The 25,692-nt window shown below is 71.9% G+C and carries 24 protein-coding genes and 1 pseudogene; 9 read left to right on the top strand and 16 right to left on the bottom strand.

The annotated features are described in order from the left end of the window. Window positions 1-26 precede the first annotated feature (26 nt). Entirely contained in the window at window positions 27-1,103 is a 1,077-nt protein-coding gene (locus ACFYWQ_RS22100) for an NADH:flavin oxidoreductase/NADH oxidase (RefSeq protein ID WP_389518566.1), read from the bottom strand. A 724-nt stretch (window positions 1,104-1,827) separates the two neighbouring features. Between ACFYWQ_RS22100 and ACFYWQ_RS22095 the strand changes: the two genes are divergently transcribed. Then, complete coding sequence (locus ACFYWQ_RS22095; protein ID WP_389518565.1) at window positions 1,828-2,151, top strand: SHOCT domain-containing protein; 324 nt, start codon at window positions 1,828-1,830, stop codon at window positions 2,149-2,151. Window positions 2,152-2,315: 164 nt separating this feature from the next. Here the strand turns inward: ACFYWQ_RS22095 and ACFYWQ_RS22090 are convergent, their stop codons facing one another. Then, window positions 2,316-4,154 (bottom strand): glycoside hydrolase family 15 protein, encoded by a 1,839-nt coding sequence (locus ACFYWQ_RS22090; protein ID WP_389518564.1) that lies wholly within the window; start codon window positions 4,152-4,154, stop codon window positions 2,316-2,318. A 236-nt stretch (window positions 4,155-4,390) separates the two neighbouring features. On the opposite strand from ACFYWQ_RS22090, the gene ACFYWQ_RS22085 reads away from it, so the two are divergent. Next, window positions 4,391-4,729, top strand: a complete 339-nt coding sequence (locus tag ACFYWQ_RS22085; protein WP_389518563.1) for a hypothetical protein — start codon at window positions 4,391-4,393, stop codon at window positions 4,727-4,729. A 62-nt stretch (window positions 4,730-4,791) separates the two neighbouring features. On the opposite strand, the gene ACFYWQ_RS22080 is transcribed toward ACFYWQ_RS22085, so the two are convergent. Next, window positions 4,792-5,229: a DUF6325 family protein gene (locus ACFYWQ_RS22080; RefSeq protein WP_389518562.1), complete on the bottom strand. Its 438-nt coding sequence runs from the start codon at window positions 5,227-5,229 to the stop codon at window positions 4,792-4,794. A gap of 173 nt (window positions 5,230-5,402) precedes the next feature. After that, the gene (locus ACFYWQ_RS22075) at window positions 5,403-6,224 is read right to left on the bottom strand and encodes a GAP family protein (protein WP_389518561.1); all 822 of its coding nucleotides are present in this window, start codon (window positions 6,222-6,224) and stop codon (window positions 5,403-5,405) included. A gap of 522 nt (window positions 6,225-6,746) precedes the next feature. Between ACFYWQ_RS22075 and ACFYWQ_RS22070 the strand changes: the two genes are divergently transcribed. Further along, window positions 6,747-7,595, top strand: a complete 849-nt coding sequence (locus ACFYWQ_RS22070; protein ID WP_389518560.1) for a YhjD/YihY/BrkB family envelope integrity protein — start codon at window positions 6,747-6,749, stop codon at window positions 7,593-7,595. 171 nt (window positions 7,596-7,766) lie between these two features. Here ACFYWQ_RS22070 and ACFYWQ_RS22065 read toward each other — a convergent pair. Beyond that, window positions 7,767-8,057: pseudogene (locus ACFYWQ_RS22065) on the bottom strand (DUF2254 family protein); the annotation flags it as partial. A 134-nt stretch (window positions 8,058-8,191) separates the two neighbouring features. Between ACFYWQ_RS22065 and ACFYWQ_RS22060 the strand changes: the two are divergent. Beyond that, window positions 8,192-9,178: an epimerase gene (locus ACFYWQ_RS22060; RefSeq protein WP_389518559.1), complete on the top strand. Its 987-nt coding sequence runs from the start codon at window positions 8,192-8,194 to the stop codon at window positions 9,176-9,178. Between the two features lie 136 nt (window positions 9,179-9,314). After that, window positions 9,315-9,899, top strand: a complete 585-nt coding sequence (locus ACFYWQ_RS22055; RefSeq protein WP_389518558.1) for an exonuclease domain-containing protein — start codon at window positions 9,315-9,317, stop codon at window positions 9,897-9,899. Window positions 9,900-9,999: 100 nt separating this feature from the next. On the opposite strand, the gene ACFYWQ_RS22050 is transcribed toward ACFYWQ_RS22055, so the two are convergent. Beyond that, window positions 10,000-10,371 (bottom strand): VOC family protein, encoded by a 372-nt coding sequence (locus ACFYWQ_RS22050; protein WP_389518557.1) that lies wholly within the window; start codon window positions 10,369-10,371, stop codon window positions 10,000-10,002. A gap of 93 nt (window positions 10,372-10,464) precedes the next feature. Between ACFYWQ_RS22050 and ACFYWQ_RS22045 the strand changes: the two genes are divergently transcribed. The 4 genes from ACFYWQ_RS22045 to ACFYWQ_RS22030 all read left to right on the top strand — a co-directional run bounded on the left by ACFYWQ_RS22045 (window position 10,465) and on the right by ACFYWQ_RS22030 (window position 13,653). After that, complete coding sequence (locus ACFYWQ_RS22045) at window positions 10,465-10,926, top strand: MarR family winged helix-turn-helix transcriptional regulator (RefSeq protein ID WP_389518556.1); 462 nt, start codon at window positions 10,465-10,467, stop codon at window positions 10,924-10,926. Between the two features lie 97 nt (window positions 10,927-11,023). Continuing rightward, a complete protein-coding gene (locus ACFYWQ_RS22040) occupies window positions 11,024-11,341 on the top strand; it encodes a hypothetical protein (RefSeq protein ID WP_389518555.1) in 318 nt (105 codons plus the stop codon). Between the two features lie 94 nt (window positions 11,342-11,435). Then, window positions 11,436-11,660, top strand: a complete 225-nt coding sequence (locus ACFYWQ_RS22035) for a helix-turn-helix domain-containing protein (RefSeq protein WP_389518554.1) — start codon at window positions 11,436-11,438, stop codon at window positions 11,658-11,660. A gap of 343 nt (window positions 11,661-12,003) precedes the next feature. After that, window positions 12,004-13,653: an alpha/beta hydrolase gene (locus ACFYWQ_RS22030; RefSeq protein ID WP_389518553.1), complete on the top strand. Its 1,650-nt coding sequence runs from the start codon at window positions 12,004-12,006 to the stop codon at window positions 13,651-13,653. A gap of 69 nt (window positions 13,654-13,722) precedes the next feature. Here ACFYWQ_RS22030 and ACFYWQ_RS22025 read toward each other — a convergent pair whose 3' ends face one another. The 10 genes from ACFYWQ_RS22025 to ACFYWQ_RS21980 form a co-directional block, all read right to left on the bottom strand. Next, a complete protein-coding gene (locus ACFYWQ_RS22025) occupies window positions 13,723-16,266 on the bottom strand; it encodes an ATP-binding protein (protein WP_389518552.1) in 2,544 nt (847 codons plus the stop codon). A gap of 1 nt (window position 16,267) precedes the next feature. Continuing rightward, window positions 16,268-16,951, bottom strand: coding sequence for a response regulator (locus ACFYWQ_RS22020; protein ID WP_389518551.1), 684 nt, complete (start codon window positions 16,949-16,951; stop codon window positions 16,268-16,270). Window positions 16,952-17,081: 130 nt separating this feature from the next. Then, window positions 17,082-17,753 carry a potassium-transporting ATPase subunit C gene (locus ACFYWQ_RS22015; protein WP_389518550.1) on the bottom strand — a complete coding sequence of 224 codons (672 nt, stop codon included), beginning with the start codon at window positions 17,751-17,753 and terminating at the stop codon, window positions 17,082-17,084. A gap of 5 nt (window positions 17,754-17,758) precedes the next feature. Beyond that, the gene (gene kdpB, locus ACFYWQ_RS22010) at window positions 17,759-19,861 is read right to left on the bottom strand and encodes a potassium-transporting ATPase subunit KdpB (RefSeq protein ID WP_389518825.1); all 2,103 of its coding nucleotides are present in this window, start codon (window positions 19,859-19,861) and stop codon (window positions 17,759-17,761) included. A 32-nt stretch (window positions 19,862-19,893) separates the two neighbouring features. Further along, window positions 19,894-21,555: a potassium-transporting ATPase subunit KdpA gene (kdpA, locus tag ACFYWQ_RS22005; RefSeq protein WP_389518549.1), complete on the bottom strand. Its 1,662-nt coding sequence runs from the start codon at window positions 21,553-21,555 to the stop codon at window positions 19,894-19,896. Between the two features lie 8 nt (window positions 21,556-21,563). Then, a complete protein-coding gene (kdpF, locus tag ACFYWQ_RS22000) occupies window positions 21,564-21,653 on the bottom strand; it encodes a K(+)-transporting ATPase subunit F (RefSeq protein ID WP_389518548.1) in 90 nt (29 codons plus the stop codon). Window positions 21,654-21,932: 279 nt separating this feature from the next. Next, on the bottom strand, window positions 21,933-22,829 hold the full coding sequence (locus ACFYWQ_RS21995) for a hypothetical protein (RefSeq protein WP_389518547.1): 897 nt from the start codon (window positions 22,827-22,829) through the stop codon (window positions 21,933-21,935). Window positions 22,830-22,931: 102 nt separating this feature from the next. Then, entirely contained in the window at window positions 22,932-23,717 is a 786-nt protein-coding gene (locus ACFYWQ_RS21990; RefSeq protein ID WP_389518546.1) for an ABC transporter permease, read from the bottom strand. After that, on the bottom strand, window positions 23,714-24,733 hold the full coding sequence (locus ACFYWQ_RS21985; RefSeq protein WP_389518545.1) for an ATP-binding cassette domain-containing protein: 1,020 nt from the start codon (window positions 24,731-24,733) through the stop codon (window positions 23,714-23,716). The genes ACFYWQ_RS21990 and ACFYWQ_RS21985 overlap by 4 nt, the downstream gene beginning before the upstream one ends. Before the next feature lie 67 nt (window positions 24,734-24,800). After that, the gene (locus ACFYWQ_RS21980; protein ID WP_389518544.1) at window positions 24,801-25,643 is read right to left on the bottom strand and encodes a DUF4097 domain-containing protein; all 843 of its coding nucleotides are present in this window, start codon (window positions 25,641-25,643) and stop codon (window positions 24,801-24,803) included. Between the last annotated feature and the right edge of the window lie 49 nt (window positions 25,644-25,692).

Raw genomic sequence — 25,692 nt, 5'->3', positions numbered from 1 at the left:
TCAGGCGGCCTTCGACGGGCGACCGCTCAGGGACGCCAGCCGTACTGCGGGGGGATGCGCACGTCGCCGCCGAGCTCGCGCGCCGCGCGCCGGGCCCAGGTGGGCTCGCGCAGCAGCTGGCGGCCGATCAGCACCGCGTCGGCGTCGCCGGCGGCGAGGATCTTCTCCGCCTGCTCGGGATCGGTGATCTCGCCGACCGCAGCCACCGGCATGTCCGTCTCGCGCCGGACCCGGCCGGCGAAGGGCACCTGATAGTCCGGGCCGACCGGGAAGGTGACCCGGGCCGCGTTGCCGCCGGTGGAGACGTCCATGAGATCCACACCGTGCTCGGTGAGGACACGGGCGAGGGCGACGGTCTCGTCGGGGGTCCAGCCGTCCTTCTCCAGCCAGTCGGTGGCCGAGATGCGGAAGAACAGCGGCAGGTCGTCCGGCCAGACCTCGCGGACGGCGTCGACGACCTCGACGGCGAACCGGATGCGGTTGTCGAAACTGCCGCCGTAGGCGTCGGTGCGGCGGTTGCTGTGCGGGGAGAGGAAGTTGCCGATCAGGTAGCCGTGGGCGCCGTGGACCTCGATGACCTGGAAGCCGGCGGCGAGGGCGAGGCGGGCCGAGGCACGCCACCGGTCGACGATCTCGCGGATCTCCTCGACGGTCAGTTCGTGCGGGACCTTCAGGCCCGGGTACGGTTCGGTGCTCGGACCCACCGGCTGCCAGCCGTGCTCGTCCGCGCCGACCGGACGGTCCCCGTCCCAGGGCCGGCTGGTGGACGCCTTGCGGCCCGCGTGGGCGAGCTGGATGCCGGGGACCGTGCCCTGGCTCTTGAGGAACTCGGTGATCCGGCGCAGCCCTCCGGCCTGCGTCTCGTTCCACAGCCCCAGGTCGTACGGGGATATCCGGCCCTCGGGCGAGATGCCGGTGGCCTCCAGGATGATCAGCCCGGTGCCGCCCGCCGCGCGCGCTCCGTAGTGCTGGAAGTGCCAGTCCGTGGCCACGCCTTCCGCAAGCCCGGTGGGCGCGGCGGAATACATGCACATCGGGGGCATCCACACCCGGTTGGGGATCGTCACGGAACGCAGCGTGTAGGGCTCGAACAGGGAACTCAAGTGGATCTCCGGACAGTTGGGGGGATCGAACGGCGCCAGGGACCAGTCAGCTGGTCCCTGGGCGGTCGCCGGTCTTGCATGCGGCGATAATATCGCAACGCATATACCTTCGTTCACAATATACAGCGTAAGCAAGTAGTTGTGGGTGCTGCTTTGCGGGGGCGCGCTGGGCCTCCGCCACGGTGAGGGGGGCCTCACGCTCGATCCGCTTCAGGTGGGCGCGGAAGCCGGAGTGGGTCGGTGAATACACCGCGGCCAGCCCTGGTCCGACCGGGTCCTGCCCGCACCCGTGATGCTCGGCATCTCTCCTCCTGGTTGTCCGTGCGGTCAAAACGGCGATGTCACGCTAGGAGCAGAAGATGTGCATATGTGCTGTCATCCGGCCAAACATGTCGAACAGGTGACGCGCGCCGCTCGCGGGGAGTGGAGGCCCCGCGCACGCCCCCTTCGGTACCAGGAGTCCCTGGCGCGCCAGGCAACCACCGACACCACCCACCGGGCGTGTGGCGTCGAACGTGCGGGCCGTTCGGCCGAGTGCTGCAATGGCTGGAAGGGCTGCCCGGGTGTCCGGGCGTCCGGGCGAGGAACAGCCGGTGCCCGCGCCGCGCGACAAGGGGGCGCGACTCGACGTCGCCACCCAGGCGGATCCGCGTCCACCTGGGAAGACGCACACGCGTCACGGCGCCGTGCACCCTCGCAGCGACCACATGGGAGATGAGCGAGCATGCCAGGACTCCTTCGCGGTGTCGCCCGCACCGCAGCGATCGCGGGCACGGCCACCGCGGTCTCGAACCGCGTCTCGCGGCGCCAGGCGGGCCGGTGGGCGCAGCAGGACTACGAACAGCAGCTCATGGCGCAGCAGCCGGCAGCCGACACCGCTCCCGGCCCGTCGCAACCCGCGGCCGACACCGCTCCCGCCGCGTCACGGACCGCCGCCGACGACATGACCGGCAAGATCGACCAGCTGAAGCAACTCGCCGATCTCAAGGCACAAGGCGTCCTCACCGACGAGGAGTTCGAGGCCCAGAAGCGCCGGGTGCTCGGCTGAGGCGGAGCCGGCCTCTCCGCGGCTGCCATCAGCAGCATGCCGCTGACCGTGCCGGTCCATGACCGTGACCGTGCGCCATGGCGGGAGACCGCCGTGCGCCATGGCGGGAGACCGCAACCGACGGTCACCCGCCATGGACCGGCCGAGCCGAACCCGCGTCGGACTCAGCGCCGGTCGAGAGCCGTGTCGAGGGTGATGGCCGCGTCGATGAGGGCGAGATGGGTGAACGCCTGCGGGAAGTTACCCAGTTGACGGCCCGTGGGGTCGATCTCCTCGGAGTACAGGCCCAGATGGTTGGCGTACCCCATCATCTTCTCGAACACCAGCCTGGCCCTGTCGAGGCGCCCCGCCCGCGCCAGGGCGTCGACGTACATGAACGTGCACAGCGAGAACGTTCCCTCCGAGCCGCGCAGGCCGTCGGGAGACGCCTCGGGGTTGTACCGGTAGACCAGGCTGTCGCTGACCAGCTCCTGCTCCATGGCGTCCAGGGTCGTCGTCCACATCGGATCCTGCGGGGTGATGAACCCGACCGTCGCCATGCGCAGCAACGAGGAGTCCAGCACGTCACTGCCGTAGTGCTGGACGAAGGCCTGACGTCCCTCGCTCCATCCCTTGGCCATGATCTGGTCGTAGATCTCGTCCCGCGCGCGGTGCCAGCGCTCGGTCGAGGCGGGCCGGCCGTTGGCCTCGGCGAGCCGCAGGGCACGGTCGAACGCCGCCCACGACATCACCCGGCCGTAGGTGAAGTGCTTGCGGCCGCCACGCGTCTCCCACAGGCCCTCCCCGGCCTGGTCCCAGTGGTCCGCCAGCCAGTCGAGGTTGGTCAGCAGCGACCCCCATCCCCGGTGCCCCACCTGGATCCCGTGCTGGTGGGCGAAGTAGATGCTGTCCAGCGCCTCCCCGTAGATGTCCAACTGGAGCTGGTCGGCGGCGCCGTTGCCGATCCGGACCGGCGCGGAACCCGCATAGCCCTCCCAGTGGCCGAGAAGCTGCTCGTCCAGGTCGGAGGAGCCGTCGACCCTGTACATGATGTTGAGCGGACCGCTGTCGCCGTCGCTGCCCGCCCGCTCCCTGACCCGGTTGCTCAGCCACTGGATGAACGCCCGGGCCTCCTCGGTGAACCCCAGCCCCAGCAGGGCGTACACGGAGAAGGACGCGTCGCGGATCCAGGTGAAGCGGTAGTCCCAGTTGCGCTCGCCGCCCAGTTGCTCGGGAAGCGCCGCCGTCGGGGCGGCCACCAGGGCGCCGCTGGGCGCGTACGTCATGAGCTTCAGGGTGATCGCCGAGCGCTCCACCGTCTCGCGCCAACGCCCCGAGTACTGCGACTGCCCCAGCCAGGAGCGCCAGAACGCGCGGTTGTGGTCGAAGAGCCGCTGGTACTCGGCGAGCCGGATCTGCCGGGGCGGCCCGTCGGCGTCCGATTCGAGGACCATCCCGCGTTGCCGGCCCGCCTCGAGGGTCAGCGTGAAGTGCAGGTCGTCCTGCTGGTCCATGAGGACGTCCAGCAGCCGGTCGTCGTCCGGCTCGCGGATGGGGTGCACGGTGAGCCGTGTGCCGTCGTCGGCCTCGAACACCGCCCCGTGCTCGGCGAGGTGCAGCCGATGGGACAGCCGTCCGTAGTCGAAGCGCGGGGCTATCTCGATCTCGAACGTCATGGTCCCGCGCACACAGCGGACCATCCGGACCAGTTGGTGCCTGCCCGTGACCGTCGTGCCCGTCACGGGCATGAAGTCGAGCACCTCCCCGGCGCCCTCCTCGGTCATGAACCGGGTGACCAGGATCGCCGTGTCCGGCAGGTACAGCTGTCTGGTGGCGTAGGTCGCGCTCCTCGGCCGGACCGTGCAGTGGCCGCCGTTGTCCTTGTCCAGCAGCGCGCCGAACACGCTGGGGGAGTCGAAGCGCGGCAGACACAGCCAGTCGACGGTCCCGTCGGTGGTGACCAGCGCCGCGGTCTGCAGATCGCCGAGGAGACCGTGGTTCTCGATGAGCGGGTAGTCCTCCATGAAGGCTCCCCTTCCTGCTGCCGTTCACCCGAAGGCACCCATTCAGCCTAAGGAGACGATCCGTGTTCGGCGCGTCGAGGCGGTCGGTGCCCCATGTGCCGCCGGGCGCGCCGGAGAACGGGCTCGGGCCGGTGCGGGCGGGGGGAACGGACGGCGGGCGGACTCGGCGGCTTTGACGGATATTGGTGCCCGGACGACGTTCCGGTCGGCTCACCGGCCGTGGCACAGGAGGCCTGATGTCCGTTTCACCGTCGTGGAGCGCCCTCGCGGGTGTCGTCGTGCTCGGCGCGACGCTGACAGCGTGTGCGCAGGGGGAGGCACTGGGCACGATCGACACCCGCAACGCGAAGAAAGAACTGGTCGAGACCATTTCGAACCCGCCGGTGGACGGGTGCCACCGTTTCCGTGCGGGGGTGACCCATGTCGCCAACTACACGGTGAACGACCTCATCCTCTACCCGACGGCGGACTGCACCGAGCCACCGGGCGGGCAGAGCACCTACGTGGGCACCCAGCTGTCGGACACCGTGGCCCCTTCCCAGGGCACGTGGCGCAGTTTCACCGTCGTCCACTGACGCGACGGCCGCACCCGTCCGACGGGCGACGGGCGACGGGCGGCTGCTCGTTCCCGGCCGCGTCACGCCCCCGTGTCGGCCGACTCCAGCGACGCCAGCAGGTCCTGGACCGCGATGCGGCCGCCGGCCACCATCTGCGCACCGCTGCGCCGCAGCGCACGGGCCAGCGGAGCGGCCCACGCGTTCTCGTAGACGACGACCGCGGCGGAGTTGCCGGGTTCCAGCGCCGCGCCGGCCTCGTCCAGGTCACCCTGGTCCAGCAGTCCGGAGGAGGCGCCCGCGAACACGGTCAGGCCGAGTTCGTCCCCGAGTTCCTGCAACTCCAGCGCGGTGACCGAGCCGTCGGTGTCCTTGCGGATGAAGACGAGGTCGATGAGGCGGATGATGCCGCGCTCGACCAGGTCGACGAGGAGGGGAAGGCCCTCGCCCGTCATGCGGCTCCCGGGGAACTCGACGATCAGGTAGTCGACGGGTCCCATTTCCTCGAGTTCCTCAGTCATGACCACTCCTCGGCAGCGGGCGCCGGCCGTGCCCCCCGAGGCCCGGTGCGAAGGGCCTGAGGGCGACGGCGCGCGCCGTGCGAACGGAGGCGGACAGCCCCACAGCCATTGCAGCACCGCGGGGAGGGGGCCGCACGTTCGTGGGTGCCGGCGACGAACGGGGGCCGGGCACGTCAACCGGTCAGCTCGTACAGGCTCTTGCCCACCAGCCACAGGCCGATCACCAGACTGCCGACCACGATCGCCTGCTCCTGGTGCCGCTCCATCCACGTGCGCATGCCGAGCAGCCGCCGCCCGGCCCGGGCGGGGGCGAGGACCACGTAGAGCTCGGCGGCGAGCAGACTCGCCGTGGCGAGCACGCAGAAGGAGAAGAGCGCCAGCCACGTCGAGAGGTGGGAGGTGTCGGCTTCCACGACGGTCAGGGCGCCCGCGGCCACCAGGCCCCACGGCTGGAGCAGCACGGCCAGCCCCGCCGCCGCACCGACCGAGCCGCGATCCATGTGCCCACCCAGGGACGAGGACGCCCCGCGGTGCGACGAGGCGACCGGCCCGGACGGATCCGGCCCGGACGGGGTCGCACCGGACGGGTTCGGGCCGGGCGAGTGGGGGCCGGACGGGTTCGGGCCGGACGGGTCCGGGCCGGACGGGTCCGGGCCGGGCGAGTGCGGTTGCGGTGCCGCGGGGGTGACCCCGCCCGGCGTCCGCTCGCGGGCGGACCGTCGGCGGCGGTACGCGGCGTAGAGCACCAGCGACAGGCCGATCACCAGCTTCGCCACGAGGGCCGCGGTGGACGGGGGCGACCGGGGAGGTGGGGGCTGGCCCCCGGTCAGCGACAGGACCAGGGCGATCACCGCGACGAAGCACGCCAGCCATCCCAGGATGAAGGCGAGCCCCTTCCACACACCCCGTGCCGACGCCACCACCAGGACGAAGGCCATGACGGGCAGCGGGTCGAGAGTGATGGCCAGGGCGATGAGCAGCAGGTCGAAGACCATGTCGGTATCCCGTCGTGCACGGACGCGTCGAGCCTATGCACGGGGGTGATCCACCGCATGTCCGGTCCGCCCATCGTGCGTGCGTTCGCCCACCGTGCGTCGGACCCGCCCACAGCACGCTCGGTCCGCCCACCCGCCCGTTGGCTCCGCCCATCGCCATCGCCCATCGCCCATCGCCCATCGCCCATCGCGCGTCCGCTCCGGTTCCGCCCGTCGGCGGCGTCGGTGGGCGGAACCGCCGGGTGCCACGGACTCCGCCTTCGCCCACCCTGGAGCTGGAGAGGAGCACGTGATGGAGACGTCCGTACAGGGCCCGCCGGTGGCCGGGACGCGGTCGGGGTGCCCGGGCACCCCGACCGTCGGCGGCTGATGCCGTCCGGGAACGCCGGGAACGCCGGGAACGCCGGGAACGCTGGCGACGGCCGAGGAGGACCGCCCGGCCCGCCCGGCGGGGCGAAGCACGCGCCCGGCACGCGCCGCCGGCCCCTCTCCGTGACGCGCCCGTCCTGGTGGCGTGGCCGGATGCGTGAGCCGGCCGCCCGGGCCACGGCCTTCCACGCCCGTCTCGAGACCCGGCTCCCGGTGATCACACGGCTCGTGGACCGCATGGTGTCGGTGAACATCCTCGATTCCGCCACCCGCCTGGCGGCCCAGTGCTTCCTGACCGCGGTGCCGTTGCTCTTCGTCGTCGGCGCGTACGCTCCGACGGCGGTGCAGGAACAGCTCGTCGCCTCGGTGAGTGCCGTCTTCGGCCTGACCGGGGACGCGAAAGCCCAATTGCAGCAGGCGTTCCAGCCCCCGAACGACGATCTCCAGCAGGCCACCGGCGTGGTCGGCGGACTGATGGTGCTGCTCTCGGCCACCGCCGTGAGCCGCGCGATGCAACGGCTGTGCAAGCGGGCCTGGGCGATCCCCCGGGCCGGGACACGCATCGCTCCCTGGCGGTGGCTGGCCTGGATCGTCCTCTGGCTCGGGGTCCTGCTCCTCCAGGGGCCGCTGCGCGACGGGTTCGGCCTGGGACTGTGGCTGGGCCTACCGATCGTCCTCGTGACCCAGACGGTTCTGTGGTGGTGGACGCAGCACCTCCTGCTGGGCGGACTCGTCCGCTGGGCACCCCTTCTGCCGGGTGCCGTCATCACGGCGGTCGCGGTCGCCGGCCTGTCCGTCACCGCGCACTTCTACATGCCCCGGGCCCTCGGCCGGGCGCTGGCCGACTACGGGTCCGCGGGTTCGGTCTTCGTCCTGCTCTCCTGGCTGATCGTGGTGTGCGTGGCCATCGCCATCGGCGTCACCGCGGGTGCCGTGCTCTCCGGGGAACCCTTCCTGGCGGGCCGCCTCGGCACCCCGGCCTCTCAGAACCGCACCGGATAGCTCAGGAGAAGCCCGAGGCTGCGCAGCGACAACGCGAAGAGGACGGCCGTGAAGACGTAGCCGGTGCCACGGCCGGGCGCAGACAGGTCGGCGCCGTACTTGCGGATCTCGGTGACGGCCAGGGCGAGGTACTCGTTCCACCCACGACCGGGGACGAGTACCCGGAGGGCGCCCGCGGCGGTCCTGGAGGTGCTGCTCCAGGTAGTTCAACACCTGGACGGCGGTCGTCGGGTCGTTGATGGCGGGCGAAAGCGCTTTGATGGCGATGTCGACCAGGACCCTGACGGCGAAGGCGGGGTCCTGGTCGATCGTCCGCTCCTGCCCCGGGGCGATGAGCGCCCGCACGGCCCGGGCCGGCGGGACCGAGCCGCCGCCGAACGCTTCGGCCAGTACGGCGCCCTCGGTCACGAAGTCGCCGATCGGGTGGCGCAGCACGAGCAGGCAGCCGTGAGCGTGCGCCAGGGAGCGCGTCCTTCGACGTGGATCGCCCGGATGGCTCCGGCCCGGCCCGCCCGAACGCGCCCCCCGACCACCCCTACTTGAACACGTTCAAAAAAGAGGGCTACGCTGATGCCGAGCAGAGCCGAGGGGGTTCGATGAAGGTAGTGCTGCCCGGGGGAACCGGACAGGTGGGCGGGATTCTCGACCGTGCGCTGACGGCGGCCGGTCACGAGGTCACGGTCGTGACCCGGCGTCCCGTGCGGGCGCACCACGTCGGCTGGGACGGGGCCACGCTCGGCCGCTGGGCCGCGGCCGTCGACGGCTGCGACGTCGTGATCAACCTGGCCGGGCGCAGCGTCTCCTGCCGCTACACCGCCGAGAACCTGCGGGCCATGATGGACTCCCGGGTCGATTCGGCGAGGGTGGTCGGCGAGGCGATCGCCGCCGCCGCGCGGCCACCCCGCGTGTGGTTGCAGATGAGTACGGCGACGGTCTACGCCCACCGCTTCGACGCGGCGCACGACGAGGCGACCGGAGTGATCGGCGGCTCGGAGCCCGGAGCGCCGGACTACTGGGCGTACAGCGTGCGGATCGCCGAGAACTGGGAGCGGGCGCAGGCCGAGGCGCCGACCCCCGCGACCCGCAAGGTGGCGCTGCGCTCGGCGATGGTCATGAGCCCGGACCGCGGCGGTGTGTTCGACGTGCTGTCGAGGCTGGCGCGGCTCGGGCTGGGCGGTCCGGTGGCCGGCGGCGCGCAGTACGTCTCGTGGATCCAGGACGAGGACTTCGTACGGGCGGTGGAGTTCCTGATCGCCCGGGACGACATCGAGGGGCCGGTGAACCTCGCCTCGCCCGGCCCCCTTCCGCAGCGCGACTTCATGCGGGCGCTGCGCACGGCCTGGGGCGTCCCGGTGGGGCTGCCGGCGACGCGCTGGATGGCCGAGCTGGGGGCGTTCGCGCTGCGCTCGGACACGGAGCTGCTGCTCAAGAGCCGTCGGGTGGTGCCGGGTCGGCTGGACGCGGCCGGGTTCGCCTTCGCGTACCCCGAGTGGGGGAGGGCCGCCACGGCCCTGGTGCAGCGGGCCAGGCCGGTTCGCGGGGCATCGGGCCGGGACCGTGCGTCGAGCGGCCACGCCGGGTAGACGACGGCGCGAAGCGGACCGGAGGCGCGGCTGACGGGACGGCTCGGCCGTACGGCCGGGAGCGCGGTGATCCGTTGCCGCGGGCGGCCTCGGAAACCACGTGCCCCAGCTGCTGCGCCTCCCTACGCTTCCCGCCATGGACAGCACCTGGGCCGAGGGCCTCGTCAACGTCGTGGACGTCGAAGCGACCTGCTGGTCCGGTTCCCCGCCGCCCGGCCAGGTCAGCGAGATCATCGAGATCGGGCTGACGGTCGTCGACCTGGGCGCCGGCGAGCGCCTCGCCCGGCACCGGATCCTGGTGAGGCCCGTCCGGTCCACGGTCAGTGAGTTCTGCACCGAGCTGACCGGCCTCACCCCGCACGAGGTCGACCAGGGGGTCGCCTTCGCCGAGGCGTGCCGACTGCTGGCGGCCGAGCACCGCGCGGGCGCCCGGCCGTGGGTGAGTTGGGGCGACTACGACCGCCGCCAGTTCACACGGCAGTGTCAGGGCACACGGACGCCCTACCCCTTCGGCCGCCACCACACCAACGCCAAGGCCGTCTTCACCGAGGCCTACGGTCTGCGCAAACGCCCCGGCATGGCACAGGCCCTGGACATCGCGGGGAGGCGGCTCGAAGGCCGTCACCACCGGGGCGAGGACGACGCATGGAACATCGCGGCCCTCGTGCTCCACCTCTCTGCACGGGGCGCCTGGCCGACCGCGGTGGAACATCCCGCCTGACGCACCCGCCCCGGCGTCGGCGGGCGACGACGGCGCGCCTGAGGCGCAGGCTCGCCGCGAGACGGAACGGGCAACGGCGTGGGGGCGGCGGCCCTCACGGTCAGCCCCCGTGCACGGTGAGCCGGTAGCCCTCGGGGCCGCTGAAGGAGAACGTCGGCCCGAACGGGCTGTCCTGCAACGGGGTGACGTCGGGCGTGCCCGCCGCCACGAGCTGCTCGCGCAGTGCGGCGGCGTCCGTGGTGCGCAGCCACAGCGCCACGCCCAGACCGGGCCGCGCGGCACCGTCCAGATCGGTGTCCGGCAGCGGCTCGCGGACGGCGAAGGGGATCGGGCTGGTGGCGAAGACGACCGCGTGGGGCGGTGAGACGGGGGCCCGTCGCAGCCCGAGGCGCTCTTCGAAGAAGGCGGCCGCGGCGGGCACGTCCTTCATCTGCAAGGCGATGAAGTCGGGACCTTCGACGGTGGCGGGCATGGTTCCTCCAGGGTGGGCGCATCCCGACTAGATGTCAGGGCTTTGACATCGGTGACGGTAGACCCCGGTCCTCCCACATGTCAAAATGTTGACATGGAAGACCGTGCGCGCGTGCCCGCGCCCCACCCCGCCGAGGACGTCACCGAACACGTGGGATACCGCCTCAAACGTGCCTCGGCCGCCCTGCGCGGCGCCATGGACAAGGCCCTGCGCGAGTACGACCTCACCGTCCCGCAGTACTCCTGCCTCGAACTCCTCGACGAACAGCCCGGCCTGTCCAACGCCGACCTGGCCCGCGGCACCTTCGTCACCCGGCAGTCGGCCAATGTCGTCCTGCGCGGCCTCAAGGACGCCGGTCTGATCAGCCGGCCGGCCACCACCGAGCACGGCCGCGCCCTGCCCGTCCACCTCACCCCCGCCGGACGGCAGCGCCTGCACGCCGCCCGCGGCGCCGTCTACGCCATCGAGGAGCGCATGATCGGATCCATCCCCGCGCGGCGGCTGACGGCCCTCCTGGCCGACCTCGACGCCATGGCCGAGGCGCTCGACGAGTGACCGGCGCCCCCGGGCGCCGTCGAGCCGCGAAGCCCCCGCCGGCGCGGGTGAGTTACCGATTTCATAGGTGCCTGCCCGACTGATTATGATCTTGGTCATGTCTGTGCAGAACTCTGACAAAACCCTGTCCCGCAAGCAGAGGCTCCAGGAGAAGCAGCGCCGTCAGCTGGCGGTGGTCGACACGGTGGACAAGGCCGAGGCCAAGGTCCGCAAGGCGGAGGTCGAACTGGCCGTGGCCGTCACCGAGGCGGTGCAGGTGTTCGGCGACGAGCAGTCCGCGTCCGAGGGGCTCGACATGCCGCTCGAAGCGGTCCGGCGCTTTCTCGTCATGGCACAGGGCGAAGCGGCCGCCGCCGACAGCGCCGCTGCCGACACCGCCGCCGACGGCGTCGCCGGGGCCGACGGCACACCCTGAACTCGACGCCACGGCGTCTCGGTTCTGTGGCTTTTCCGCTGCCGGGGGTAGATGACGATCACATCTGGACGTCGATCGCCGAAGGAGACGCCGCATGAACAAGGGCAAGCAGATCACTGGCGCGGCCCGCGAGGAACTGGCGCGGGAGATGAAGAAGCAGTACGCCGACGGTCTGTCCATACGGGCCATCGCCGAGGCCCACGGACGGTCGTACGGTTTCGTCCACCGTGTGCTCACCGAGGCGGACGTCCCTCTGCGCAGCCGAGGCGGGGACCGTCCGCACCGACGGCTCGAAGAGGCCCGTCGTCCACGACGGTGACGACGGCTCCTCCCGCGCGGAGAGCGGCCGGCCTCCGCCGGTCGCTCGGGTGCCGACGGCCCGGGCGGAAGCAGCACAGCGCCCGGTCCCCGCGGCGGAGTGAGCGCGAGGCCCCCGCCCCCCGCCCGGTCCCCGGGGCGGGGGTCGTCCGGAGGCGACCGAGGCGCGGACAGATCACGTTCCTCCCCTCACACGAACGGCTGAGCCGGCCCGGTCGGCACCGGTTCACCCGTCCGGCGTCGGCCGCTCGCGTGCGGTGCCGGGGCGCGGTGGGGTGAGCGCGGGTGCCGTCGGCATCCGTGACCTGCCGCAGCCGGGCGTTCGGCCCGGAGGAGGACGACACATGCGCATATCCGGACCGACAGCGGGCCGTCGGGGACGGGCAGCCGCGGTCATCGCGGTCGTACTGAGCTGCTCGGCGGTGCTGACGGGACCGCACCTCGCCGCGGCGGACGGCGTTCCGGCACCCACGGCACCGGCCCCCGCGTTGAACTGGCGGCCCTGCCCTCAGGACGGGCGCTTCGACTGCGCGACCGCGAAGGTGCCGCTGGACTACGCCGACCCGCGCGGGCGCGCCATCGACCTGTCCGTCGTCAGACGCAAGGCCACCCGGCCCGGGCGGCGCATCGGCACCCTGTTCTTCAACCCCGGCGGCCCCGGCGGGCCGGGAACGGTCCAGATGCCGCAGAACTACGCACGCTTCCCGCAGGAGGTGCGGGAGCGGTTCGACATCGTCAGCTGGGATCCGCGCGGTGTCGGCAACAGCACGGCCGTGAACTGCTTCGCGACCCCCCAGGAGGCCCAGGCCTGGGTCGCCGGGAAGCCCGCCGGGTTCCCGGTCGGCGCGCGGCAGCGGGACACCTGGATCGCCGCGTACCGGGAACTGGGCCGCCGCTGCGAGCAGCGCGACCCCGCGCTCCTGCGCCACGTGTCGACCGCCGAGTCCGCCCTCGACCTCGACCGGCTCCGCCGGGCGGTGGGCGAACCGAGGCTCACCTACCTGGGGATCTCCTACGGAACGATCCTCGGCGCCACCTACGCCGGACTCTTCCCCGACACGATCCGTGCCCTGGTCCTCGACAGCAACATCGCCCCGTCGGCGTGGACGGGCCGGGCCGGCGACGCCACCCGTCTTCCGACCTTCCTGCGCATGGGCTCGGACCGCACCGCGGCGGCGACCCTGGACCGGTTCCTCACCCTGTGCGGGTCCACCACCACGGCGGGCTGTGCCTTCTCGGCCGGCGGTCCGGACGCGACCCGGGACAAGTTCGACCGGCTGATGCGGCGCCTGCGCGAGCGTCCGGTCGGCACCTGGACCTACGCCAGGACCGTGGCGGACACGGTCACCGGTCTCTACATCGTCCACCCCGGATGGACGGAACTCGCCGCCCGGCTCCAGGCGTTGTGGGAAGGCCGCGTGCCGGGGCTCTCCGCACCCCTGACCACGCCCCCGGTCACCGTCCCGTACACCGGCGACGAGCAGGCAGGCGCCGTGTTCTGCGGCGACAGCCCCAATCCACGCGACCCCGGTCTCTTCCACACCCTGGAGGAGACCGGCACCAAGGGCGACGCCGGACGCTTCTGGACCTGGGCGGCGGAGCCGTGCGCCACCTGGCCCACCACGGCCGCCCACCCGTACACCGGTCCGTGGGACAAGCCGACGGCCCACCCCGTCCTCGTGGTCGGCACCGTCTACGACCCCTCGACGCCCTACTCGAACGCGCGGGCCATGGCCGAGGAACTGGCCGACGCCCGCCTGCTCACCAACACCGGATACGGACACACCGCACTGCTCAACCCCAGCAGTTGCATCAACGCCCACGTGAGCCGCTACCTCGTCGACGGCGCCCTCCCGCCGCCCGGAACCACGTGCGCACAGGACAAGGCCCCCTTCTCCGCCCCCAAGCCCCGCGGCGGCATCGACGCCGGCGGCGGCGGTACGGCCGGCACCGTCCCGAACCGGTCACGGCTCAGCGGCCCCAGCACCCGCTGACACAAGGGGAGCCGGAGCCGGAGCCGGGGACCGCGCCACCCGGTGCCCGAACCGCCGGGGCGCCGGCCCTCAGGACGTGGCCGCCGCCGGCAGGTCCGGCTGCTGCGGCCGCCGACGCGGTGTCGTCCGCACGGAGAGCACCATGGTGAGCCCACCGCCGGGCGTGTCCTCGGCGTGCAGGGTGCCGCCGAGGGCCTCGGTGAAGCCGCGCGCCACCGCGAGGCCGAGGCCGACGCCGACACCGCGGGGCGCGTCCCCGTAGCGCTGGAAGGGCTCGAAGATGCGGTCCTTGGCGTCGTCCGGCACACCGGGCCCCCGGTCGACGACCCGCACCTCGACCCGGTCGGCGAGGGCGCTCGCCGACACCAGGACCGTCTCGCCCGGCGGGCTGTACTTGACGGCGTTCTCGACGACGTTGGCGACCGCCCGCTCCAGCAGCCCCCGGTCGACGTGGACCATGGGCAGCGTCTCGGGGATGTCCAGCTCCACGCTGTCCTCGGGCACCCCGCCGAGCGCCATGGGCACGACCTCGTCGAGGTCGGTCTCGCGGAAGACCGGGGTGACCGTGCCGGTGTGCAGACGGGACATGTCCAGCAGGTTGCCGACCAGGTGGTCGAGCCGGTCGGCGCCCTCGTCGATGGCCTGGAGCAGATCCGCCCGGTCCCGCTCCGACCACTCGACGTCGTCGGAGAGCAGTGAGGACACCGCGGCCTTGATCCCGGCGAGCGGGGTGCGCAGGTCGTGGCTGACGGCGGCGAGCAGCGCGGTCCGCATGCGGTTCCCCTCGGCCAGTTCCCGGGCCCGGTCGGCTTCACGGCGCAGGCGCTGGCGGTCCAGGACCACGGCGGCCTGCGCGGCGAAGGCGGCCAGCACCCGGCGGTCGGAGGCGGGCAGCACCCGCCCGCGCAGGGACAGGGCCATGTGGTCACCGACCGGCACGTCGACGTCCGCGTCCTCCGGGACCTCCGCGGGACGGTCGCCCACGCTGCCGGCGCAGGTCCAGGGAGCCGTCTCACCGGTCCGCTCCAGCAGCGCCGCCGACTCCATGCCGAAGGTCTCGCGGACCCGCTCCAGCAGCGCCTCCAGCGTGGTCTCCCCCCGCAGGACGTTCCCCGCGAGGAAGGAGAGGATCTCCGACTCGGCCCGCAGCCGCGCCGCCTGGTCGGTGCGCCGGGCCGCGAGGTCCACCACCGAGGCCACCGACACGGCGACCCCGACGAAGACCGCGATGGCGACGACGTTCGTCGGGTCGGCGATCGTCAGGGTGCTGACGGGCGGGCTGAAGTACCAGTTGAGCAGCAGCGAACCCACCACCGCGGAGGCCAGCGCCGGGAACAGCCCGCCCAGCAGGGCCGCCGCCACCGTCAGCGCCAGGAACAGCAGCATGTCGTTGGCGAGGCCGACGTCCGGCACGGCGCCGGTGAGGAGCCAGGTCAGCAGGACGGGACCGAGCACACCGACGAGCCAGCCCCCCACCACCCGGGACCGCCCCAGGCGCGCCCCGCGCGCCACCGGCAGCCCACGGCCCTTGCCCACCGCGTCGTGCGTCACGAGGTGGACGTCGAGATCGGGACCGGACTCACGGGCGACCGTGGCCCCGACCCCCGGTCCGAGGACGTACTGCCAGCCCTTGCGGCGGGAGGCGCCCAGCACGATCTGGGTGGCGTTGGCACCCCGGGCGAAGTCGAGCAGGGCGGCCGGGACGTCGTCGCCGACGACATGGTGGAAGGTGCCGCCGAGGTCCTCCACCAGGGCGCGCTGGACGGACAGTTCCTTCGGCGAGGCGGCGGTGAGGCCGTCGCTGCGGGAGATGTAGACGGCCATGACCTCGCCGCCGGCGCCCTTCTCCGCCAGGCGGACGGCGCGCCGTATCAGCGTCCGGCCCTCGGGGCCGCCGGTCAGGCCGACCACGATCCGCTCCCGCGAGCCCCAGATGGCCGAGACGTGGTGCTCGTCGCGGTACTCGTTCAGGTACTCGTCGACCCGGTCGGCCACCCACAGCAGCGCCAGCTCCCGCAGGGCGGTCAGGTTCCCGGGCCGGAAGTAGTGGGACAGGGCCGCGTCGACCTTGTCCGGCCGGTAGATGTTCCCGTGGGCCATACGGCGGCGCAGGGCCTCCGGGGACATGTCGACCAGCTCGATCTGGTCCGCGCGCCGCACGACCTCGTCGGGGACGGTCTCGCGCTGCCGCACCCCCGTGATCGACTCCACCACGTCGCCCAGCGACTCCAGGTGCTGGATGTTCACGGTGGAGACGACGTCGATGCCGGCGGCGAGCAGTTCCTCCACGTCCTGCCAGCGCTTGGCGTTGCGGGAGCCGGGGACGTTGGTGTGGGCGAGCTCGTCGACCAGGGCGACGGCGGGGGAGCGCCGCAGGACGGCGTCCACGTCCATCTCGGTGAAGGTGCCGCCCCGGTACTCGATCTCCCGGCGCGGGACCTGTTCCAGGCCGTGCAGCATCACCTCGGTGCGCGGCCGCTGGTGGTGCTCGACGAACGCGGCCACGCAGTCGGTGCCCCGTTCGACCCGGCGGTGCGCCTCCGACAGCATCGCGTACGTCTTGCCGACGCCGGGTGCCGCACCGAGGAAGATCCTGAGCCTGCCGCGTGCCATGTCATCCCTCGAAGCGGTAGCCCATACCGGGCTCGGTGATCAGATGGCGGGGGTGGGAGGGGTCCGTCTCCAGTTTGCGGCGCAACTGGGCCATGTAGACCCGCAGATAGTTGGTCTTCTTGCTCTGCGGGAAGCCCCAGACCTCCTGGAGGAGCTGCTGCTGCGTGATCAGCCGGCCCGGATGGGTCACCAGGATCTCCAGCAGATGCCACTCGGTCGGGGTCAGCCGCACGTCCCGGCCGTCCCGGACGACCTTCTTGGCCAGCAGGTCGACGCTGAAGCCCGCCGTCTCGACCAGCGCCGTCTCGGCGGTGACCGGTGTGTCCTCGGCCCGGCGGACGGCGGCGCGCAGCCGGGCCAGCAGCTCGTCCATGCTGAAGGGCTTGGTGACGTAGTCGTCGGCGCCGGCGTCGAGCGCGGCCACCTTCTCGTTGGACGCCTGCCGGGCCGACAGGACCAGGATCGGCACCCGGCTCCAGCCCCGCAGGCCCCGGATGACCTCGACGCCGTCCATGTCCGGCAGGCCGAGGTCGAGCACGACCACGTCGGGCTGACGCGCGGCGGCGAGCCGCAGGGCCGTGGCCCCGTCGGGGGCGGCGTCCACGCCGTAGTGACGCGCCTGCAGGTTGATGACGAGGGCCCGAACGAGCTGCGGGTCGTCCTCCACCACGAGCACCCGGGTCATAGGTGTGTGTCACTCCTGTCGTACGTCGGGCCGTACGGGGCCGGATGCGGGGCGACCGGCTCCATGACGGCGGGAGCCGGCGGAGCCGGGATGACTCCCGAGCCGCCGGCTCCCGTGGGGCGCGAAGCCGTCACCGCTTCGCCGCTACGAGGTTCTTGAGCGCGATGTTGAGTTCCAGGACGTTCACCCGGGGCTCGCCCAAGAAGCCCAGCGTACGGCCCTCGGTGTGGTCCTCGACCAGCCGCTCCACCCGGGCGGCGGACAGGCCGTTGCGCGCGGCGACGCGGTGGACCTGGAGGCGGGCGTAGGCCGGGGAGATGTCCGGGTCCAGGCCGGAACCGGAGGACGTCACCGCGTCGGCGGGGACGTCGGACGGCTCGACCGTCCAGCCGGGGACGGAGTTGTCCTCGACGACGGCGGCCCGGGCGGCCTCGACCTGCCGGATCAGTTCCTCGTTGTCGGCGGACAGGTTGGTGGCGCCGGACAGCAGCAGCTCGTACCGCGTGTTGACGCTGTTGGCGCCGAGCCCGTTCGCCGGGCGGCCCTGGAACCACCGCAGGTCCGCTTCGGGTGTCTGCCGCCCCTTCGCCGGCGGCAGGTCGTACGACTGCCCGATCAGGGAGGAGCCGACGACCCGACCGTCCGCGACGACCTCGGAGCCGTTCGCCTTCTCGTGGAACAGCCCCTGGGCGATGCCGGTGACGGCCAGGGGGTAGAGCACACCGGTCACCAGGGTCAGCAGGAGCAGGGCGCGCAGGCCCGCCCCGAGCAGCCGGGCGGTGTTCGTGACCGAGTTGTTCATGGTGATCAGCCGATCCCGGGTATGAGGGAGACGAACAGGTCGATGAGCTTGATGCCGACGAAGGGCGCGATCAGCCCGCCCAGGCCGTAGACGGTCAGATTGCGCCGCAGCATCCGGTCGGCGCTGACCGGCCGGTACCGCACGCCCTTCAGCGACAGCGGCACCAGCGCGACGATGATCAGCGCGTTGAAGACGACGGCCGACAGGATCGCGGAGTCGGGCGAGGACAGCCCCATGATGTTGAGCCTGTCCAGGCCGGGGTGGACGGCCGCGAACAGCGCCGGGATGATCGCGAAGTACTTCGCGACGTCGTTGGCTATGGAGAACGTCGTCAGCGCACCGCGCGTGATCAGCAGCTGCTTGCCGATCTCCACGATCTCGATCAGTTTGGTCGGGTCGGAGTCGAGGTCGACCATGTTGCCGGCCTCCTTGGCGGCCGACGTCCCCGTGTTCATCGCCACGCCGACGTCCGCCTGGGCCAGCGCGGGCGCGTCGTTCGTGCCGTCACCGGTCATCGCGACCAGCTTGCCGCCCGCCTGCTCGCGTTTGATCAGCGCCATCTTGTCCTCGGGGGTGGCCTCCGCGAGGAAGTCGTCGACGCCGGCCTCCTCGGCGATCGCCCTGGCCGTCAGCGGGTTGTCGCCCGTGATCATGACGGTCTTGATGCCCATGCGGCGCAGCTCCTCGAACCGCTCGCGCATGCCGTCCTTGACGACGTCCTTCAGATGGACGACACCCAGGACGCGGGCTCCCCGCTCGTCGTCCACCGCGACCAGCAGCGGAGTACCGCCCGCCGCGGCGATCCGGTCGGCAGTCCGTCCCGCGTCCCCGGCGGCCTCGCCGCCCCGCTCCGCCACCCAGGCGATGACGGAGGCCGCGGCGCCCTTGCGGACCTTGCGCCCGTCGACGTCCACACCCGACATCCGGGTCTGGGCGGTGAACTCGATCCACTCGGCGTGCGCGAGCTCTCCCCGGTGGCGCTCGCGCAGCCCGTACCGCTCCTTCGCCAGGACGACGACCGAGCGGCCCTCGGGCGTCTCGTCGGCCAGCGAGGAGAGCTGGGCCGCGTCCGCCAGCTCCGCCTCCGTCGTGCCCCGCACCGGTACGAACTCGGCCGCCCGGCGGTTGCCGAGGGTGATCGTGCCGGTCTTGTCGAGGAGCAGGGTCGACACGTCGCCCGCCGCTTCGACGGCCCTGCCGGACATGGCCAGGACGTTGCGCTGCACCAGACGGTCCATGCCCGCGATGCCGATCGCCGACAGCAGCGCGCCGATGGTGGTCGGGATCAGGCACACCAGCAGGGCGACCAGCACCACCAACGACAGGTGCGTGCCGGCGTACCGCGCGAAGGGCGGCAGCGTGGCGCACGCGAGCAGGAAGACGATGGTCAGCGACGCCAGCAGGATGTTCAGCGCGATCTCGTTCGGCGTCTTCCGCCGGGCCGCCCCCTCGACGAGGCTGATCATCCGGTCGATGAACGTCTCGCCGGGCTTCGTCGTGATCGTGACGACGATGCGGTCGGACAGCACCTTCGTGCCGCCGGTGACCGCCGAGCGGTCGCCTCCCGACTCACGGATGACCGGCGCCGACTCGCCGGTGATCGCCGACTCGTCGACGGACGCGACGCCCTCGACGACGTCACCGTCACCGGGGATGACGTCCCCGGCCTCGCAGACCACCCGGTCGCCGATCCTCAGCTCGGTGCCGGGGACCCGCTCCTGCGCGCCGTCGCCGCGCAGCCGGCGGGCGACCGTGTCCGTCCTGGCCCTGCGCAGGGTGTCGGCCTGCGCCTTGCCGCGGCCCTCGGCGACCGCCTCCGCCAGGTTGGCGAAGACGACGGTCAGCCACAGCCAGGCACTGATGGTCCAGCCGAACCAGTCACCCGGGTCGGTGAAGGAGAACACGGTCGTCAGGACCGAGCCGACCCACACCACGAACATCACGGGCGACGTGACCATCACCCGGGGGTCGAGTTTGCGCACCGCCTCCGGCAGGGACCTGATCAGCTGCGCGGGGTCGAAGAGGCCCGCTCCGACGCGGCCCTCGGCGGGGGTGTGCCCGGCGGGGGCGTCGCCGTGCGGCGCCCGGGCGGGAGTGACGGTGGACATGGAGCCCTCTGCATTCTCGGTACGGGTGGCCATCACGCCAGCCCCTCGGCGAGCGGGCCCAGGGCCAGCGCCGGGAAGTAGGTCAGACCGGTGACGATCAGGACCGCGCCCACCAACAGGCCGGTGAACAGCGGCTTCTCGGTGCGCAGCGTGCCCGCGGTGACCGGGACCGGCCGCTGCTCGGCGAGCGAGCCGGCCAGTGCCAGGACGAACACCATCGGCAGGAAGCGGCCGAACAGCATCGCCAGCCCGGTGGCGGTGTTGTACCAGTCGGTGTTCGCGTTCAGACCGGCGAAGGCCGAGCCGTTGTTGTTGGACGCCGAGGTGAACGCGTACAGCACTTCCGAGAAGCCGTGCGCGCCGGGATTGAGCATCGAGTGGGGCGGGGTCGGCAGCGCCATGGACGCCGCCGTGAAGACCAGGACCAGGGCCGGCGTGACCAGCAGGTAGCAGGCCGCCGGCTTCATCTCCCGCGCGCCGATCCTCTTGCCCAGGTACTCGGGCGTCCGCCCGACCATCAGGCCGGCGATGAACACCGCGATGACCGCCATGATCAGCATGCCGTAGAGGCCGGACCCGGTGCCGCCGGGCGCGATCTCGCCGAGCATCATGCCGAGCATCGTGAGGCCGCCGCCCAGGCCGGTGAAGGACGAGTGGAAGGAGTTCACCGCGCCGGTCGAGGTGAGCGTGGTCGACACCGCGAAGATCGACGAGGAGCCGATCCCGAAGCGGACCTCCTTGCCCTCCATGGCCCCGCCCGCCAGCTGGAGCGCCGGGCCGTGGTGGGCGAACTCGGTCCACATCATCAGGGCGACGAAGCCGGCCCAGAGGGTGGCCATCGTGGCGAGGATCGCGTACCCCTGCCGCACGGAACCGACCATCACACCGAAGGTGCGGGTCAGCGAGAACGGGATCACCAGGATCAGGAAGATCTCGAAGAGGTTCGTGAAGGGCGTCGGGTTCTCGAACGGGTGAGCGCTGTTGGCGTTGAAGTAGCCGCCGCCGTTGGTGCCCAGCTCCTTGATGGCCTCCTGCGAGGCGACCGCGCCACCGTTCCACTGCTGCGAACCGCCCAGGAACTGGCCGACCTCGTGGATGCCGGAGAAGTTCTGCAGGGTGCCGCAGGCCACCAGTACGAGGGCGGCGATCGCCGCGCCCGGCACCAGGATCCGCAGGGTGCCGCGCACCAGGTCGGACCAGAAATTGCCGAGTTCACCGGTGCGCGAGCGGGCGAAGCCGCGTACCAGTGCCACGGCGACGGCCATGCCGACGGCCGCGGAGACGAAGTTCTGCACGGCCAGACCGGCGGTCTGCACGACGTGACCCATGGTCTGCTCGCCGTAGTAGGACTGCCAGTTGGTGTTGGTCACGAAGGACACGGCCGTGTTGAACGACTGCGCCGGTCCGACCGAGGAGAAGCCGAGCGAGCCGGGCAGCACGCCCTGGAGCCGTTGCAGCAGGTAGAGGAAGACGACACCGACGGCCGAGAAGGCGAGGACACCGCGCAGGTACGCGGGCCAGCGCATCTCGGCATCGGGGTCGGCACCGATGCCCTGGTAGATCCACTTCTCGACGCGCAGGTGTTTTTTCGAGGAGTAGACCCGGGCCATGTGATGGCCGAGGGGAATGTGGACGAGCGCCAGCGCGCCCGTCAGGGCGAGCAACTGGAGCACGCCGGCCGGTACGGGACCCATGTCGGCTCTCAGAACCTCTCCGGGAAGATCAGAGCGAGGGCGAGATAGCCCAGCAGGGCGACGGCCACGACCAGGCCGACGGTGTTCTCGGCGGTCACAGCTTCGTCACCCCCTTGGCGGCCAGAGCCACCAGCGCGAATCCCGCGATGATGGTGACGACGAAAGCCAGATCGGCCATCGCGAACTCCTGGAACGAGGTGCGTCGGAATCGGACGCTTAGAGGAAAACGCCTCCGCGGCCTGACCAGGTCGTCCCTTGACGGTTCTCTTACGGCGGGGTCCGTGTCCTTGACGGGTCCCTTACGGCACCCGATCCGGGCCGGCGGGGGCCCTGCGACGACGGGGTGACCGGCCTCACGGCGGGCCGGCGCGATCCGGTCACCGTCCGCCCGGATCGGCGGAGTCGCCCCGGGCCTCGTCGAGCCGACCCGCCTGGTCGTATCCGGAGACGAGGGTCAGCAGGGACTCGAGGGCCGGCCCGCTGTCGGGGCCGAAGGCGCGTTCCTGGATCTCTCGTAGTACGAGTTGAACAACCGTTCCTTGCGTCGCTCCAGTGTGTCGTCGCCCCCTTGGCAGGGCACGCCTGCTCACCTCGACGGCCTTGGACGCACGGCGGGAGTGGAAGTAGAGATGGCCGATGTCGTGCCAGTTGCCCAACGCCAGGGCATCGTCCGCGCCGAGGGTTTCGGTCGCGAAGAAGATGTTCTGCACGTACAGGTCGATCGCCTCGTCCATCTCCCGCGTGGTGCGGTCCGCGGTGAGGCGGTGCGGTGCGGGACCGGAGCACGCGACGCCTCCTACGGTGCGCCAGGCAGGAACGGCGAAGACCCGGAACAGATGCGGCGCGGTGCCGCTCCACGCGGTGGGGAACAGCGCTCCGCAGTCCAGTTCGAACCGGTACAGCCCGCCGGTCGACGCGGCCGAGACCACCTCGGTCGGTGACAGGAACACCATGTCCCGTACATCGCCGTGGGAGTCCGGCAGGGCCCGGTCCGCGCGGAGAACGACCTCCTCCACACCCTCGTCGGTGACGGCCAGGTGACGGCCGCCGGCCAACGCGATCCGGGTGCCGGTCGCGTCGACCGCGAGGACGTCGACGCGTCCCAGCCCCAGCTCGCGCAGCCGCACCTGGCGCAACCCCACGTACGCCAGCGGAGGTGACCGCAGTACCGCGACGAAACCGTGGGCGGTCGGCGCGGTCAGCGCGTCGGACAGGCCCGGGTCGACCCGCAGGACCCGCTTCCCGCCGGGGCGGTACAGAGCGGCGGAGAACACGCCGATGGGGCGGCGTACGCCGACACGGTGCCGGAGTACGCCGACACGGAGCGGGACGCGCCGCGGGCCGCGGCCCTCGAACCGCTGACCGGTCCGCTCCCGCTACTTCGGGTCGCGGTGGAACAGCGACGTGGACCAGAAGAAGCCGAGCAGGGTGAGGCCCAGGCACCAGGCGATCGCGAGCCAGCCGTTGTGGCCGATCTCGGTGCCGAGCAGTAGTCCGCGCAGGGTCTCGATGGCGGGCGTGAACGGCTGGTACTCGGCGATCGGCCGGAACCAGCCCGGCATCGCGTCGACCGGGACGAAGGTGCTGGAGATGAGCGGCAGGAGGATCAGCGGCTGTGCGCTGTTGGCGGCGGCCTCGGCGTTCGGGCTGGCCAGACCCATGCCGACCGCGATCCAGGTGAGCGCCAGGGAGAACAGGGCGAGCAGTCCGAACGCCGCGATCCACTCCAGGGCGGTGGCGTCGGTGGAGCGGAAGCCGATGGCCACGGCGACGGCGCCGACGAGGAGCACGCTGGCGACGCACTGGAGCACGCTGCCGGCGACGTGCCCGACGAGCACGGAGCCGCGGTGGATGGCCATGGTGCGGAAGCGGGCGATGATGCCCTCGCTCATGTCGGTGGAGACGGACACCGCGCTGCCGACGGTCGTGCCGCCGATGGTCATCATCAGGATGCCGGGCACGATGTAGGCGATGTAGTCGGAGCGGTCGGCGCCGCCGATGCCCGCGCTCATCACGTCGCCGAAGATGTAGACGAAGAGCAGCAGGAGCATGACCGGGGTGAGCAGCAGGTTCAGGGTGAGGGAGGGGTAGCGCCGGGCGTGCAGGAGGTTGCGGCGCAGCATGGTGGAGGAGTCGCGGACGGCCAGGGACAGGGTGCTCATCGGGCGGACTCCTCGGACTGGGCGGGGACCTTGGACTGGGCGGGGACCTTGGTGCTGCCGGTGAGGGCGAAGAACACGTCGTCGAGGTCGGGGGTGTGCACGGTCAGCTCGTCGGCCTCGACGCCGGCCGCGTCCAGCCGGTCGAGGAGGGAGCGCAGCGCGCGCTGGCTGCCGTCGCCGGCGATCTGAAGCGCCAGCGCCTCGTCGTCCCGGGTGACCTCGCCCAGCGCGGAGACGGCGCTCCGGTAGGTGTCCGGGTCGGTGAAGCGGAGCCGGACGTGTCCGCCGGGGACGATCCGCTTGAGTTCCTCGGCGGTGCCCTCGGCGGCGATCTGGCCGTCGTGGAGGACGGCGATGCGGTCGGCGAGTTCGTCGGCCTCCTCCAGGTACTGGGTGGTGAGGAAGACGGTCACCCCGTCGGAGACCAGCTCGCGGATGATCTGCCACATGGTGTGGCGGCTGCGCGGGTCGAGGCCGGTGGTGGGCTCGTCGAGGAAGATGATCCGCGGGCTGCCGACCAGGGTCATGGCGATGTCGAGGCGGCGCTTCATGCCGCCGGAGTAGCCGGCGGCGGGCTTCTTCGCGGCTTCCACCAGGTCGAAGCGCTCCAGCAGCTCGGCCGCGACCCGGCGCCTCTCGTGCTTGGGCAGGTGGTGCAGGTCCGCCATGAGGAGCATGTTCTCCTCGCCGGTGATCAGCCCGTCGACGGCGGAGAACTGCCCGGTGACGCCGATCGCGGCCCGCACCCCGTCCGGTGACGCGGCGACGTCGTGGCCCGCGACCTGGGCCTGCCCGCCGTCGGCGGTGACGAGAGTGGAGAGGATCTTGACGGCGGTGGTCTTGCCGGCGCCGTTCGGGCCGAGCAGCGCGAACACGGACCCGGCCGGGATGCGCAGATCGATGCCGTCGAGGACGGTCTTGTCGCCGTACGACTTGCGCAGACCGATGGCGGAGATGGCGGCCGGAGGCGGGTGACCGCTACCCCGTCTGGGCGTGGGCATGACAGAGAAAGGCATGGGGTCCTCCTGGTGAGAAGGCTGGAGCGGCTGGGGGAGTGAGGGGGCGAGGCCGGTCGTTCGGGGCTCAGGCTTTGGCGCGGCGGACGTGGATGTTGCCGTACCGGGTGAGGGCGCGGACCTCGACGGTGTCCTCGGTCTTCTCCGGGGTCTCGGACGCGGTGAGCGTGTTGCGCACCTGCCCGGAGCCCGAGCGGACGTCGAGCCAGGCGGCCGTGCCCTCGCGGACGCCGACGTCGATGGCGCCATAGGAGGTCTCCAACCGGACGGTGCCGCGGGCCACTTCGTCCACGCGCAGGGTGCCGTGGGCGGTGATGGCGGTGACCGAGTCCTCGGCGCGCCGGATCTCGATGTCGCCGTTGGCGCCGCGCACCCGCAGCTCGCCGGTCGCGGCGCCGACGGTCGTGGTGCCGTGCGAGTTCTTCAGCACGGCGGGGCCGTCGACGAAGCCGACGCGCAGGCTGCCGGAGCTGGTGGTGATCTCGGCCCTGCCCTCGACCCGGTCCACGGTGATCGAGCCGTGCGACGCGGTCAGCTTCAGCGGGCCGGTCGTGTCGAGGCGGACGTCGCCGGACGAGGTCTTCACGCGGACCTCGCCGAGCCGGCCCTCGCCGAGCACCTGGGCCCAGGCGCCGGTCATGTCGATGTGCGAGCCCGTGGGCAGTTCGATCGTCACGTCGACGGTGCCGGTGCGGCCGAACAGGGGGGACTTGGGCGTCCTGACGGTCAGTGCGCCGCTCGCGTACGTGACCTCGGTCTGTTCGGCCGCCCGTACGTCCTGGTCCCGCTGCGGGTCGCGGGGCCGCACGTCGACGACGGTGTCGTGGCGGTCGCCCGCGGTGAACTGGATGGAACCGGCCTCCACGTGTGCCGTGGCCGAGATCGGTTCGGGAGTGTCGAAAGAAGGCATGGCTGTCCCGTCCTCTTGGGTCTTCCGGACGTCCCCGCAGGGGGACGTG

It is taken from the genome of Streptomyces sp. NPDC003247 (genome assembly GCF_042888135.1).
Lineage (GTDB): Bacteria > Actinomycetota > Actinomycetes > Streptomycetales > Streptomycetaceae > Streptomyces.
This window is presented reverse-complemented; position numbering and strand designations above follow the sequence as displayed.